12 protein-coding genes are annotated in these 14,934 nt (G+C 45.5%); 10 read left to right on the top strand and 2 right to left on the bottom strand.

The annotated features are described in order from the left end of the window. The first annotated feature begins 8 nt into the window (after positions 1–8). From rbfA to DWZ45_RS06830, 4 genes are all read left to right on the top strand, one after another. Positions 9–401, top strand: a complete 393-nt coding sequence (gene rbfA / locus DWZ45_RS06845) for a 30S ribosome-binding factor RbfA (RefSeq protein WP_022360140.1) — start codon at positions 9–11, stop codon at positions 399–401. Further along, complete coding sequence (locus DWZ45_RS06840) at positions 394–1,365, top strand: bifunctional oligoribonuclease/PAP phosphatase NrnA (protein ID WP_118468284.1); 972 nt, start codon at positions 394–396, stop codon at positions 1,363–1,365. Before rbfA ends, DWZ45_RS06840 begins: the two co-directional genes overlap by 8 nt. Positions 1,366–1,447: 82 nt before the next feature. Continuing rightward, entirely contained in the window at positions 1,448–2,425 is a 978-nt protein-coding gene (gene truB, locus DWZ45_RS06835; protein ID WP_022360142.1) for a tRNA pseudouridine(55) synthase TruB, read from the top strand. Between the two features lies 1 nt (position 2,426). Next, on the top strand, positions 2,427–3,353 hold the full coding sequence (locus tag DWZ45_RS06830; RefSeq protein ID WP_118468282.1) for a bifunctional riboflavin kinase/FAD synthetase: 927 nt from the start codon (positions 2,427–2,429) through the stop codon (positions 3,351–3,353). Between the two features lie 21 nt (positions 3,354–3,374). On the opposite strand, the gene DWZ45_RS06825 is transcribed toward DWZ45_RS06830, so the two are convergent. Beyond that, positions 3,375–3,800 (bottom strand): DUF3842 family protein, encoded by a 426-nt coding sequence (locus DWZ45_RS06825; RefSeq protein WP_107000574.1) that lies wholly within the window; start codon positions 3,798–3,800, stop codon positions 3,375–3,377. A 410-nt stretch (positions 3,801–4,210) separates the two neighbouring features. Between DWZ45_RS06825 and carB the strand changes: the two genes are divergently transcribed. Continuing rightward, a complete protein-coding gene (gene carB, locus DWZ45_RS06820) occupies positions 4,211–7,423 on the top strand; it encodes a carbamoyl-phosphate synthase large subunit (RefSeq protein WP_107000573.1) in 3,213 nt (1,070 codons plus the stop codon). 157 nt (positions 7,424–7,580) lie between these two features. On the opposite strand, the gene DWZ45_RS06815 is transcribed toward carB, so the two are convergent. Further along, complete coding sequence (locus DWZ45_RS06815; protein WP_118468280.1) at positions 7,581–8,345, bottom strand: YwaF family protein; 765 nt, start codon at positions 8,343–8,345, stop codon at positions 7,581–7,583. Positions 8,346–8,669: 324 nt separating this feature from the next. On the opposite strand from DWZ45_RS06815, the gene DWZ45_RS06810 reads away from it, so the two are divergent. The 5 genes from DWZ45_RS06810 to DWZ45_RS06785 all read left to right on the top strand — a co-directional run bounded on the left by DWZ45_RS06810 (position 8,670) and on the right by DWZ45_RS06785 (position 14,925). Then, positions 8,670–9,269 carry a methyltransferase domain-containing protein gene (locus tag DWZ45_RS06810; protein ID WP_107000571.1) on the top strand — a complete coding sequence of 200 codons (600 nt, stop codon included), beginning with the start codon at positions 8,670–8,672 and terminating at the stop codon, positions 9,267–9,269. Then, positions 9,266–9,736 (top strand): LURP-one-related family protein, encoded by a 471-nt coding sequence (locus tag DWZ45_RS06805; protein WP_118468278.1) that lies wholly within the window; start codon positions 9,266–9,268, stop codon positions 9,734–9,736. The genes DWZ45_RS06810 and DWZ45_RS06805 overlap by 4 nt, the downstream gene beginning before the upstream one ends. A gap of 827 nt (positions 9,737–10,563) precedes the next feature. Continuing rightward, positions 10,564–11,709, top strand: coding sequence for an ROK family transcriptional regulator (locus tag DWZ45_RS06795; protein WP_117796220.1), 1,146 nt, complete (start codon positions 10,564–10,566; stop codon positions 11,707–11,709). A gap of 38 nt (positions 11,710–11,747) precedes the next feature. Continuing rightward, positions 11,748–12,827: an SIS domain-containing protein gene (locus DWZ45_RS06790; RefSeq protein ID WP_118468274.1), complete on the top strand. Its 1,080-nt coding sequence runs from the start codon at positions 11,748–11,750 to the stop codon at positions 12,825–12,827. A gap of 19 nt (positions 12,828–12,846) precedes the next feature. Beyond that, on the top strand, positions 12,847–14,925 hold the full coding sequence (locus tag DWZ45_RS06785) for a hydantoinase/oxoprolinase family protein (RefSeq protein ID WP_118468272.1): 2,079 nt from the start codon (positions 12,847–12,849) through the stop codon (positions 14,923–14,925). Positions 14,926–14,934: the final 9 nt, after the last annotated feature.

Below are 14,934 nucleotides of genomic sequence, written 5' to 3'. Positions count from 1 at the left end.
AGGGATTCATGCGTAAAAATAGCATTAAAAATACAAGAATTAACAGTGAAGTACAGAGAGAGCTGAGTTCCATCATCAGCCGTGAGCTGAAAGATCCGCGGATTCATCCGATGACAACGGTTGTCTCCGTGGAGGTAACTCCGGATCTCAAGTACTGCAAGGCGTATATCAGCGTGTTAGGCAACGAGGAAGCGGCGAAGGATACGATCCAGGGACTGAAAAGTGCTGTCGGATTTGTCCGCACCCAGCTTGCAAAACGCATTAATTTACGGAATACGCCGGAAATTACATTTATTCTCGATCAGTCGATTGAGTACGGTGTACACATGACCCGCCTGATCGATGAAGTAACTGAAAACCTCAGAGACTCAGAATCGGGAGATGAGGAAGAAAATGAGTAAAAATATCTTAGAGGCGTCACTGGAAGGGGCGGAGCACATCGTACTGCTTGGTCACATCCATCCGGACGGGGACTGTATCGGAACGACTCTGGGACTGCTTAACTATCTGCGGGAGAATTATCCGCAGATAGAGGCAGAACTGTTTCTCGACCATCCGGCTGCTAAATTTTCTTATATGAATGATTTTGAGAAAATTCATACCGAGATTGTGCCGGAAAAACAGTTTGATCTGTGCATTACGCTGGATGCCAGCGACAAAGAGCGTCTGGGCGCCTACGCGGTCTATTTTGACAGCGCCGCCAAGACACTCTGTATCGATCATCACAGAACCAATACAGGATTTGCTGAACAAAATTACATCATTCCGGACGCAAGCTCCTGCAGCGAAGTGTTATACACGCTTCTTGATGAGGCAAAGATCAGCAGGGAGGCGGCAGAGTGTCTCTATACCGGAATTGTGCATGACACAGGTGTATTTAAGTACAATTCAACGACCCGGAAAACGATGGAAATCGCGGGCGCGCTGATGGAAAAAGGCGTGAACGCGGCGAAGATCATCGACGACAGCTTTTACCGCAAGACCTACGCACAGAACCAGATTCTCGGAAAAGCGCTGCTTAGCAGTACACGGATTCTGGATGGAAGATGTATTTTCAGTGTGGTTTCCCAGAAAGAAATGGAGTTTTACGGTGTCGATACGAACGATCTGGATGGCATTATCGATCAGCTCCGGATTACCGAAGGAGTGGAATGTGCCATTTTCATCTATGAAAAGGCGTTCAACGAGTACAAGGTCAGCCTTCGTTCCAACGACTATGTCGATGTGAGCAAGGTGGCGGCGTATTTCGGCGGCGGCGGACACATCCACGCGGCGGGCTGCACGATGCAGGGACATCCGAGGGATGTGATCAACAACCTGACGGGACATATTGAGAAACAGATGGATGCCCGTAGGGAGGAATAGGAGGTTCTGTTGCTGATTGCGCTGCCTGCTTTCAGGTGCACAGCGCATGGACGGTAATAGTTCTGATTTTTTAGGAGATTTTATGTTTCACGGTGTGATAAACATTTATAAAGAACCGGGGTTTACGTCCCACGATGTGGTGGCGAAGCTCCGGGGCATTTTGAGACAGAAAAAGATCGGTCATACGGGTACGCTCGATCCGGCAGCGGAGGGCGTACTCCCTGTATGTCTGGGGAAGGGAACGAAGCTGTGCGACCTTTTGACGGATAAGAGGAAGACGTATCAGGCAGTTCTTTTGCTGGGAACCGAAACCGATACGCAGGATATGACAGGAACGATTCTTTCGGAGAAACCGACGGAACAGCTGACAGAACCGGCAGTCCGCGGGGCGGCGGAGAGCTTTGTTGGTCCATATATGCAGGTACCGCCGATGTATTCGGCGCTCAAGGTCAACGGAAAGAAGCTCTACGAGTTGGCGAGAGCCGGAAAAGAGGTAGAGCGGGCAGCGCGTCCGGTGGAAATCTATGATCTTCAGATAGATGCGGTGGAACTGCCGCGTGTGACGATGACCGTGACCTGTTCCAAGGGAACCTACATCCGTACCCTGTGCCATGACATCGGTGAAAAGCTGGGATGCGGCGGCTGTATGGAAAAACTGATCCGCACCCGCGTCGATCGATTTGCGATCGGGGACAGCCTGCGCCTGTCCGAGGTGGAAGCGCTGGCGAAAGCCGGTCAGATCGAGGATAGGATCGTGCCGGTGGATGGAATGTTTGAGGACTGCCCGGCGTATGTATCGGAGAGCGAAGTTCTGGATAAGCTTCTGCAGAATGGAAATCCATTCCCGAAGGGGCTGGGACCGAGAGACGGCTGCTTGGTGCAGATCGGAAGCAGTTTGGCTGAACACCAGGTTTCTGCGGATGGAAACTCAGAGATGGTACTTCCGGATTCTGGAATAATCCGCGTCTATGACAGCGCAAACCAGTTTATCGGTCTCTATGCCTATCAGCCGGAGAAGAAACAATGGAAACCACGTAAGATCTTTCTGGGAGGAGAGTAAGATGCAGTATTTTGCCGGAACCAGAGAATTTCAGATAAAAGAGCCGACTGCGGTCACGATCGGTAAGTTTGACGGTCTTCACAGAGGGCATCAGAAGCTGCTGCGGGAAGTGATGCGGTATCGGGAAAAAGGATATAAACCAGCGGTGTTTACCTTTGAGACGGCACCGGGAACCTTGATCCGGGGAAAGCTGCAGACGATGATCACGACCAACGAGGAGCGCGAGGAGAACCTGCGCGAGGCGGGGGTGGAGTATCTGGTGGAATATCCGTTCAACCAGGAAGTCGCACATATGGACCCGGAACAGTTTGTTGCCGAGATTCTGGTCGGCAAGATGGGCGCAAAGGCGATCGTGTCCGGTCCGGACTGCCATTTTGGCTACCAGCGGAAGGGCGATGCTGAACTGCTTCGGAAACTGGCACCGAAATATGGATATGAGGTGTCGATCGTTGAAAAGGCGATGGACGGCGATCGCGAGATCAGCAGCACCTATATCCGGGAAGAGCTGGCGAAGGGAAATATCCGCAAGGCGAATGAACTGTTGGGATACGAGTACCGGATCAGCGGACAGGTAGTACACGGGGAGCATTTAGGTTCCACCCTAGGTTTTCCGACGGCGAATATCCTGCCGGGAATCCAGAAACATCTTCCGGCGTTCGGGGTATATCTCTCCCGGACGGTGATTGATGGTGCTTCTTATGGAAGTATCACGAATATTGGAAAAAAACCGACGATTGCCGGAGAACGACCAGCGGGGGCGGAGACATATATCTATGATCTGGATGAAAACCTGTATGGGAAAAAGATAGAGGTTCATTTTTTGGATTTTATGCGGCCGGAGATGAAATTTTCCGGGGTGGATGAGTTGAAGATGCAGGTTTTGAAGGATAAAGAGACCGGGAGAAAAATGCACGGAGCGGAACGATGAGAGTTCAGCTTCGTGCATTTTTTAAATATGATTCAGGTAGGCAGCTGCTTCCTCTGCCGCCAAATGGATATATTCATTCATTGGTAAATTCTGTGTTCCTACTAAAATATGGCGGCAATAGGAGCTTCCACTGACAGGAATCAGGATTTTCTGGGCGCGGCTTTGTCCGATGGCGGCTGCCATGGCAGGGGTGATTTCTCCTAAGAGGGAGTCTGCAATGACGATGCCGATTGGTCCGATGATTAGGTCGGCATCGCGGCAGGCGACGAGAACGGGGTTTTCTCCGGTGGCGCCCATGGCAGCTCCGGCTTTCATCATCGCGGCAGTGGCAGTGGTGTTGGCACCGAGCGCGAGAAGCGGCTGTCCGGGACAGAGTTTCTGGATTTCTTCTACGAGAGCGCGCCCCATGCGTCCGCCCTGACCGTCGATGATGACAACTTTTTTCATAATGGATAACCCCTTTCCTTTTCGTAGGATTTTCGTAGGACAAGATAATAAAAAAGAATGTGCCTTGGCACATTCTCGCGCAGGAACGAAAATAAGAGGGTCTAAATCTGCCTTTTGGACAAAATAAACACCCCAGTATATCTTTACTATAATATCATAGAAGATCAAATTTGAAAAGCGAAAAAGATCGATTTTTGTAAAATTTTTTGTTTACAAATAAAGCGCTTTCTATTATAATGCTGATAATGGCTAACTGGGGTCTGGCAGAGCTGCGATTGGCGGAGGCTGTCAGGGTGACGGAAGATCAGACAGACGCGCGTGAAGGCACCGCGGGGGTGCTTGATTTTTAGTTGATCCGGGAGGCCGCTTTTTTAAAGCAAAAAAACAGCAGACAATGAGAGGGAGAAAACATGAGGAGAAATGACATTCACAAAGTATTGATTATCGGTTCCGGTCCAATCATTATCGGACAGGCGTGTGAGTTCGATTATTCGGGAACACAGGCGTGCAAGGCACTGAGAAAACTCGGCTATGAGATTGTGCTGGTCAATTCCAATCCGGCTACGATTATGACGGATCCGGAGACAGCAGATGTGACTTATATTGAGCCGCTGAACGTAGACCGTCTGACTCAGATCATTGAAAAAGAGCGCCCGGATGCGCTGCTCCCGAACCTGGGTGGACAGTCCGGACTGAACCTCTGCTCCGAATTGGCAGCAGCAGGTGTTCTGGATAAATATGATGTTAAAGTAATCGGCGTTCAGGTTGATGCTATCGAGCGTGGTGAGGACCGTATCGAGTTTAAGCATACAATGGAAAGCCTGGGCATCGAGATGGCTAGAAGTGAGGTTGCCTACAGCGTTGAGGATGCACTGGCAATCGCAGATAAACTGGGTTATCCGGTTGTTCTTCGTCCGGCTTACACCATGGGCGGCGAAGGCGGCGGTCTTGTATATAACGTAGAAGAACTGAAGACCGTGTGTGCAAGAGGCCTGCAGGCCAGCATGGTTGGTCAGGTTCTGGTAGAGGAGTCTATCCTTGGATGGGAAGAGCTTGAGCTGGAAGTTGTCCGCGATGCGAAGAACAACATGATCACTGTCTGCTTTATTGAAAATATTGATCCGCTGGGCGTACACACCGGAGATTCCTTCTGTTCTGCTCCGATGTTAACCATTTCGGAAGAAGTACAGAAACGTCTGCAGGAGAAATCCTACAAGATCGTAGAAGCAATCCAGGTAATCGGCGGTACCAACGTACAGTGGGCACACGATCCGAAGACAGACCGTGATATTGTTATCGAGATCAACCCGAGAACCTCCCGTTCGTCCGCCCTGGCATCCAAGGCAACTGGTTTCCCGATTGCACTGGTATCAGCGATGCTGGCAACCGGTATGACTCTGGATGAGATTCCATGCGGCAAGAGCGGTACTCTGGATCAGTATGTTCCGTCCGGCGACTATATCGTTATCAAGTTTGCACGCTGGGCATTTGAGAAGTTCAAAGGCGCAGAGGACAAGCTGGGAACCCAGATGAAGGCAGTCGGCGAGGTTATGAGTATCGGAAAGACCTACAAAGAGGCATTCCAGAAGGCAATCCGAAGCCTGGAGAGAGGCCGCTACGGTCTTGGTCATGCGAAAGACTTCGATAAGAAGACAAAAAAAGAACTGCTTGCGATGCTGCATGTTCCGAGCAGCGAACGTCAGTTTATTATGTACGAGGCACTTCGTAAGGGCGCTACCGTAGACGAGCTGTTCGAATTAACCAAGATTAAACATTACTTCATCCAGCAGATGAAAGAACTGGTAGAAGAGGAAGAAAGCCTGATGCAGTATAAGGGCGAGGTTCCGCCGGTTGAGGTTCTCCGCCAGGCGAAGCTGGACGGTTTTGCAGATAAATATTTAAGCGAGCTGTTAGGCGTTACAGAGGAAGAGATCCGCGATGCAAGAACCAAAGAAGGTATCGTAGAAGGCTGGGAGGGCGTACACGTAAGTGCCACACCGGATTCTGCATACTACTTCTCCAGCTATCACATCAAGGATCAGAGTCCGTGCAGCGACAACAAGAAGATCATGATTCTGGGCGGCGGTCCGAACCGTATCGGTCAGGGTATTGAGTTCGACTACTGCTGCGTACATGCAGCTATCGCTCTGAAAGAGCTTGGATTTGAGACAATTATCGTTAACTGCAACCCAGAGACCGTATCTACAGACTATGATACCTCCGATAAACTGTATTTCGAGCCGCTGACTCTGGAAGATGTATTAAGCATCTATCATAAGGAGAAACCGCTGGGAGTTATCGCACAGTTTGGTGGCCAGACACCGCTGAACCTGGCAGCAGACCTGAAGAAATATGGTGTCAATATTCTGGGTACAACTCCGGAAACCATCGACATGGCAGAGGATCGTGACCTGTTCCGTGCGATGATGGATAAACTGCAGATTCCGATGCCGGAGTCAGGCATGGCAGTTACCGTTGATGACGCATTAGAGATTGCGAATAAGATCGGTTACCCGGTTATGGTTCGTCCGTCCTATGTACTTGGCGGCCGCGGCATGGAGGTTGTTCATGACGATGAAGCGATGACCTTCTATATGAGAGCAGCTGTCGGTGTAACTCCGGATCGTCCGATCCTGATTGACCGTTTCCTGCATCATGCAACCGAGTGTGAGGCAGATGCTATCAGCGATGGCGAGAACGTATTTGTTCCGGCTGTTATGGAGCATATCGAGCTGGCAGGTATCCACTCCGGTGACTCCGCTTGTATCCTTCCGTCCAGAAATCTGACCAAGGATCAGGTAGAGACAATCCGTGATTACACAAGCCGTATTGCAAAAGAGATGCACGTTGTAGGTCTGATGAACATGCAGTATGCAATCGAGGACGGCGAAGTATACGTGCTGGAGGCAAACCCGAGAGCATCCCGTACCGTGCCGCTGGTATCTAAAGTATGCAACATCAAGATGGTAAAACTGGCAACGGATATCATGACTTCCTACTTAACAGGTCGTCCGTCACCGGTTCCGGCACTGAAAGAGAAGAAGATTCCGCACTACGGTGTTAAGATGCCGGTATTCCCGTTCAAGATGTTCCCGGAGGTTGACCCGGTACTTGGACCGGAGATGCGTTCCACCGGTGAGGTTCTTGGTATGTCCACCAGCGTTGGTGAGGCTATCTACAAGGCACAGGAAGCAACCCAGACACGTCTTCCTTCCTCAGGAACTGTCCTCCTGAGTGTCAATGACAAGGATAAGATAGAGCTGATCGAGGTTGCAAGAGGCTTCTACGAGTGTGGCTTTACCCTGATGGGTACAGGCAGAACCTGTGATGTGATGGTAGCAGCAGGACTTCCGGCTGAGAAGGTATGCAAGATCAACGAAGGCCGTCCGAACATTTTAGATAAGATTACCAACGGAGAAGTGGCAATCATTATCAATACCCCGAACGATAAGAAGGGCAGAGGCGATGACAGCTACATCCGTAAGGCAGCTGTAAAGGCGAAGATTCCGTACTTCACCAACATGGCAGCAGCAAAGGCTACCGTACAGGCTCTGAGAAGTATCAAGAAGAACGGACATCTGGAGGTTAAGTCCCTGCAGGAGTTCCATAGCGAGATTCAGTAAATAAAAATAAAAGGGTAAAATCCATTGTTACAGAGTCGTTTCAGTGGATTTTACCGTGACAGTGAATTAATTGAGCTATTATAGAAAAGAGCGTCTGCCCGGCTGTGAATGCGGGGCTGGCGCTCTTTTAAAGTTGCCATGCATCTGGAAGAGGCTGTCAGTGGCAGGTTCTGTGGGAGAGAATTTCATATACGAGATGCAGCAGCCATGCGCCCAAAATGATTGAAAGCACATACACCGTGTTTCCGGCAAAAATTCCAAATTTAGCAGCGATCTGGGAGTACACAATCTGCGTGGTCGCGTAGTACGGCGTGATATAAAACATATCCGCGTTTCCATACGGATGCGAGGTAACATTGATGATAGTTGCGATGACGCATCCGACCGCAAATACAGCTGTAGACTGCCAGAATCCTTTGGCGGTTGGCAGCACCATGCGGGAAAAGGCGATGAGCAGCCCGATGAAGATCAGAAGGATATGCCAGATAAATCCATGCAGGGTCAGCGTCCAGTACGGGTGCATCAGACCGGACGGATCGACGAACACCATGACGGCACCGAGCAGGTTGTAATTATACATAAAAGTGCAAAAAATACGTTGATATTTATGCGGAACAAAGGGCAGCAGCAGGCAGAGGTACATCGGCAGGCTACAGAGCTGGAATGGAAAATACCACCAGTCGTAGTGCCGGTTGTTTTCTATGTAATAGAGAAAAAGCTGTTTGTAGACCTCGGAAAATGCCAGAAAAACACCGCAGGCAAAGAGCAGATGCAGACGGAACGCTTCGGAGCGCGTCCGCAGCTTCCAGGCGGCAAAGGCGGCGAGTGGGATGCCGATCAGCATAAATACTAAATGAAAGGGAGACCAGACTGCGGGCGGCGTCATAGACCAGGCAGTTAAGGTAAGGAGATGGGAAATCATAAAAAGCCTTCTTTCGTAATAAAACCTAAGGAATGGTTCCGTATCTTGTGAATCAGGTGCGATTTCTTTGTTCCATGGGAAATTGTGTCCTATGAAACAAAAAACGCGAAGCCGATGCCCAGTACAGAGAAAACGGTACAGAATAGTTATAGTACGAAATATTAGATTTGCCAAGAATTAACAACCAGATCTGTGCGTAATAAGACGATGGGAGATTTACATATTTGCAATTTTTTTCTTTCCAAAGCTGCAAGTTGACAAGCGCTGCCAATTTCCTATATTCTGTAGATATAAGAATCGAGTAAATGATACGGGAGATATACCATGAACCAAAATGAAACTCAATGGGATAGATTCCTGAAAATCCGAACAAGCGGCAGAGACGATTCGCATGCGGATCAATACCGATACCCATACGAACCGACGGCATACGTGGTCCTGGAACGGTTGGCGAACAGCGGATTAATCCGTAAGAATAATACCTTATTGGACTATGGGACCGGCAAGGGAAGAGTCTGTTTTTATTTGTCCTATCAGACAAGGTGTAAAACAATCGGAATCGAATACGATGAACGTATTTATCAGGGGGCAACAGAAAATAAGGAGACGGCAGTGTCCGGAAACCGTACTTCCTTTATCTTAAGCAGTGCGGAGAACTATGAGCTTCCTCCAGAAGTGAACCGGTGTTATTTTTTTAATCCATTTTCGTTAGAGATATTGCATTCTGTTCTTGCCAGGATATATGAGTCCTATTACGAAAATCAGAGAGAGATACTGCTGTTTTTTTATTATCCATCGGAGGAATATATCAGTTGTCTGATGACGGAGGAACAGCTAATGTTTTATGATGAGATCGACACATCGGATTTGTTTCCGGGCGAGGACAAAAGAGAACGGATTATGATATTTGAGGTGATTTTATGAAGCTTTTATTTAAACAGCGGTTATTTTCGTGGTTTGACAGTTATGATATTTATGATGAGTTTGGCAATACAGTATATGTGGTAAAAGGCCAGTTATCCTGGGGCCATAAGCTGGTGATATATGATGCAGACGGCAATGAAATTGGAATGGTTGTTCAGCGTGTACTGACATTTCTGCCCAAATTTGAGATATATAAAAACGGCACCTATATCGGATGTCTGAGTAAAGAAATCTCTTTTCTGACACCGCATTACAACATTGATTACAATGGCTGGCATATCGATGGTTCGATTATGGAATGGGATTATAATATCCTCGATCAAAGGGGATATTCGGTTGCCAGTGTCAGCAAAGAGCTGTTCCATATGACGGACACGTATGTTATTCAGGTAAATGAGCCGGAATATGCATTGGATGCATTGATGTTTGTGCTGGCGATCGATGCGGAAAAATGTTCGAGGACGTAAGAAAGGGTGCGTCTGCTTTTTGCTACAAGAGCACCGAGGCATTCTTGAATAATGACAGGACGATATGGTGAACACAAAAAAGAAACGAGCACCCCGCTTAAGCAATAGCTGTACGGTAACAAACCCATTTCTTGATTATATGATCATTGAACAGTATTAAATGTCAACGAAAAAAAGCATAAGAAATTTCAATGAAAAGCCAGCCAAGCTATTCATCGGAAAGACCATAGAAAAGCTAGGTTCAGATACACTGATTACTCTCCGTGCGTCCGGACCTGTTTTTTGTTGCTATCGTTTCTTTCAGTTGCCTTTGCCACGCCTGCTCTTGGGAGATTTCAGCATATCAGATTTACGAAGAATGCCCATGTTCGATATGGAGAATGTACAAGCCGCCTGGGAAGAGCGAGATAAGAAAATGTTGAAAGTTCTACTGCATGGGTATGTGTGGAACCATATAGAAGGTTAGTAAAAACATTCTTGAAATTGTTGATTCGTTACAGGTTGACAGTTACTGTCATCCTTGGTTTGTAATTGCATTTTTGTTAGATATAATTGATTTTATGAATTATCAATTGCATTGCAAAAAGAGTTCAGCATATATGGGCGTGTATCTTGAAAATGACATTTAGTTTTCTAAAGAAACAAATTATGTGAAACGCGTTTTGGCGATTTTTACGAAAATATAAAGATATTTTGTTGAAAAAACCTATTGAAAACAGAATAATAAAAGTGTATTTTATATATAAATCCTCTTGCTTAATACGAGAGGTAATTTTTAAAAGAATTAGTAAGTGCACTGAACTAATTAAGTGAGTAAGGGGTGTAATATGGAGAAGAATGGAAATTTAGGGCATTTAGAATTAATACGAAAAATTAATCGGACATTGATTCTGAATATGGTCAAGGAGAAACAGCCGATTAGCCGTGCACAGATATCAAAGGCATTAAATTTAAGTAAAACAACAGTTAGTGCGATTGTAGATGAATTAATTAAGAAAAAGCTCCTAGTTGAGTATGGAGACTGTATGTCTCCATCAGGGGTTGGACGCCCATCTACTATGTTGGGATTTAATCCAAAATCTGCGTATTGTATTGGCATGGATATTGGCGGAACAAAACTTTTGTTTTTGATAACAGATTTGGTGGGTAATATTGTGTACGAAAAAAAAATACCAACCAAAAATCAGTTTGAGGAATTAGTCCAGATTGTAGAGGAGTCATTAGAAGCAGCAGGAATTAAACGAGAAATGATATTTGGCATGGGAATTGGAGTCCCGGGAACGGTGGATTCAGATGGAACAGTGGTGCGTGCCAAAGCATTATCGTGGAATCAATTTCCTTTGCAAAGTTTAATGAATGAATATTTTTCATTTCCAGTGTATGTCGGAAATGATGTGAATCTGGCAGCATTAGGTGAACGTTGGATAGGTTCAGGTGAACAGACGGATGATATGTTGTTTATTGCATTGGGAACAGGTATTGGCGGAGCATTAGTATGTGGTGGACAGTTGGTATTGGGGGCTCAAGGAAGAGCAGGAGAATTAGGATATTATTTAGAAAGTTCTGATGTGGAAAAAGGGGAAATTAATAAATTAGGACAACAGGGAATTTTAGAAAAAAAATGTTCTGGCTCGGCACTGGATCAAATTGTTGGTTCGGCAGAAGCATTATTTACAGCATATAGCCGAGGAGATGCCTCAGTAATACCGGTAATAGACAAATTTGTTCGTGATTTTTCAGTTGCGATAGCCAATACGATTAGTCTTTTAAATCCAGAGAAGGTTGTAATAGGCGGTGGAGTTTCTGATTCTATGGGATCTGTGATTCAGCGGATTCGAGAGGAGGTTGGCAGGCTTACGCCAATTCAGGCGGATATTTGTTTGGCAAACTTGGGAGGAAAAGCAGGAGCTCTAGGAGCAATTAATTTTGCTTCAAAAAAAATCGAAGAGCAGGACATACAGGTAAAAAAATAAAATAGAGAAAAATACAAGAGTTGGGAGGCATACATAGAATGAAGCAAACCATGAAGAGCTGTATATTGGAACAGCCAGACACAATTAGAAGAGTTTGCCAAAATGCAGAAAAAGTGTGTGATAGTGTGTATTCTATAGTGGGAAAAGGTCCATTTGATAAAATCTATTTAATTGGTTCTGGAACCTCACTTCATACAGCAATTGCGGCTAAATATGCATTTACAAAATGGTTCAATGCAGAGGTTCAGGTGTTTACCCCATTTGATTTTTTGTATTACTATCCACATTATCGACTAGATGAGAAAACGCTGATTTTAGGAATTTCACAGACGGCACGTAGTATTGGGACGATACATTGTTTGGAAAAAGGAAGAGAGTATGGGGCTAGAACCGTTATGGTAACAGCCGAGCCTGATAATCCTGGCGGAAAAAGTGCTGAGGCAATTTTGGATACATGTACAGGAGAAGAACTGGTAGGGGCCAAAACGAAGGGATTTACTTCGACTATAGCAATGTTGTATTTATATGCTGCGGGATTAGCTGGTAAGGAATTAGACATTTCGTTAGTTCCAAAATGGATGGAGCAAAGTTTGAGATGTACATCTGAAGAAATTGAAGATTTTGCGGAGGAGTATAAATCTGCTCCATCTGTGACAATTATCGGAGGTGGTACTTTAACAGCTGCAGCTAAAGAAGGGGCTCTTAAGGTATTAGAAGGAGTGCGAATCCCGGTAGAGGTATATGATGTGGAAGAGTACATGCATGGTCCGTATCATTGTCTTGAAAAGTGGTCATATTTGATTTTTTTGGTAAACGAGGGACCTGGAGTAGAGCGAATAAAGAGAATGATTCAATTTGCTCAGGAGCATTCGGATCACGTGACAGTTATTGGTTACGAGGGCTTTGAAAAAGAGATTGAAATAAAAGGTCGTTTTATCTCGCTTCCAGGAGGAATGGATGAAATTTTAACTCCATTATTTTACATTATTCCATTACAATGGCTGGCTAATGATGTAACAGAAAAGAAAGGACGTCACCCGGAACAATCAAGATACCCAGAATTTCATAAGATGCTAGGAAGTAAATATATGCCGAAAGTAAATTATTACCAGGGATAGAGATAAAGGAGGATGAAAAATGGCTAAATTGAAATTAGGTGTAGATGTAGGAGGAACGTTTACCGATGTAGTCGGAATAAATGAAGATGGTAAGGTGTATTTTGCAAAAACGCCTTCTACACCTGAAGATCAAAGTATAGGTGTTCTGAACGGAATTAGAGCACTTTTAGAAGAGTTGGGAGTAGCACCAGATTGTGTGACGGGTGTTGCACATGGAACGACAGTGGCTACAAATACACTTTTGGAACGAAACGGCGCTGTAACAGCATTAATAACAACAAAAGGATTTAGAGATGTTTTAGATATTGGTCGCCAGAGCAGACCAGAACTTTATGATTTACATGCTAGAAAACCAGCTTCATTAATTCCCCGATATCTTCGTCGGGAGGCAGACGAAAGAATGGATTATACGGGAACTGTATTGGTGCAGTTGGATATGGAGGAATTAAAGAAAACGATTCATGAATTAATGGAAGAGGGAGCGGAATCCATTGCAATCTGTTTTCTTCATTCTTATGCGAATGATGAAAATGAGAAAAAAGCGTTGGAAGTTATTCGTGAAATCGCACCAGATTTTCCAGTGTCTGTATCTAGTGAAATTTTGCCGGAGTTTCGTGAATTTGAACGAATGAATACAACCGTTATGAATGCATATGTTCAGCCAAGAATGCAGAAATATGTATCCCAGTTGCGTAGACGATTAGATGAAAATGGGATTAATTCTCCATTGACTATTATGCAATCTTCTGGAGGTATGATGACCGATCAGATTGCAGCTCAGAAGAGTGTGAATACGTTATTATCTGGTCCGGCTGGAGGTGTTTTGGCTGCCGAATTTCTTTCCAAGATTACGGATTATCATAATATTATTACTGGAGATCTTGGAGGAACGTCATTTGATGTAGGAATTGTGCAGAATGGTTCTATTGGTATCACAGGTGAAGGAGTGATTGAGGGATTTCCGGTAAAATTCCCACATATAGATATTACTACGATTGGAGCAGGAGGAGGCTCTATAGCATGGCTGGATGCTGGCGGAGCGCTTCGGGTTGGTCCTCGCAGTGCAGGAGCAGTACCGGGACCGGTTTGTTATAGCAAAGGAGGAACAGAACCAACAGTAACAGATGCTCATGCTGTGTTAGGTCGTGTGGGTGAAAAATTGCTAGGTGGAAAAATGCACCTGGATGTGGCGGCTGCACGGAAAGCGATAGAAGAAAAATTGGCCGTAAAATTAAATATGACAGTGGAGGAAGTAGCAGAGGGAATTCTTCGTGTAGCGAATTCCAACATGGTCAGAGCAATTAGAGTTATGACGGTAGAAAGAGGAATCGATCCGAGAAAGTTTGTGCTTCTGCCATATGGAGGAGCGGGAGCACTTCATGCGGTTGAACTGGCAAGAACTCTGGATATAGGAACAGTTGTTATTCCTATCGCACCTGGAAACTTTTCTGCTTTTGGATTATTAGTTGCACCAATTAGATATGATGAAGTATGCACGTATCATAAACATGAAAAAGATGTTTCTTTCGACCATATGGAAGAAAAATTTGAAAAATTAGAGGCTGAAGCAAGAAAAGAAATGGCTCGAGATGGCGTATCAGAGAGTAGCGTAAGTTTTGAGAGAAAAATAGATATCCGTTATTTTGGTCAGGCCTACGAATTAACGATTTCGGTACCCAATAGCCCGGTGAATCAGCTGGTTTGGGATAAGCTTGTGAATGATTTCAGTGATGCACATGAGCGTTCTTATGGATTTAAGAAGAATGATCCCATGGAGTTGGTTAGTTTGCGTCTTTCTGTAGTTGGGGAAATGGACAAAAGTAACTTGTATTCAAAAGGAGAAATTAGCAAGGAACTTCCAAAACCAGAAGAAATTCGAAAAGCTTATTTTATGGGAGAGTGGCTGGATACAGCCGTATATAAACGAGATGCTTTAAAAGCAGGTAACAGCTTTATCGGTCCGGCAATCATAGAGGAAACAGGAGCTACGTCCGTAGTAGGGCCTGGCGATAAGGTGACAGTAGATGAGAGAATGAATTTGGTTGTGAAGATTGCAAATCATGAGACTGGGAAGATGGAAGCATTAGAAGAGAACTAAAAGGAGGAA

It is taken from the genome of Clostridium sp. AF32-7AC (genome assembly GCF_003477925.1).
Classification (GTDB): Bacteria; Bacillota; Clostridia; order Lachnospirales; family Lachnospiraceae; genus Otoolea; species Otoolea fessa.
This window is presented reverse-complemented; position numbering and strand designations above follow the sequence as displayed.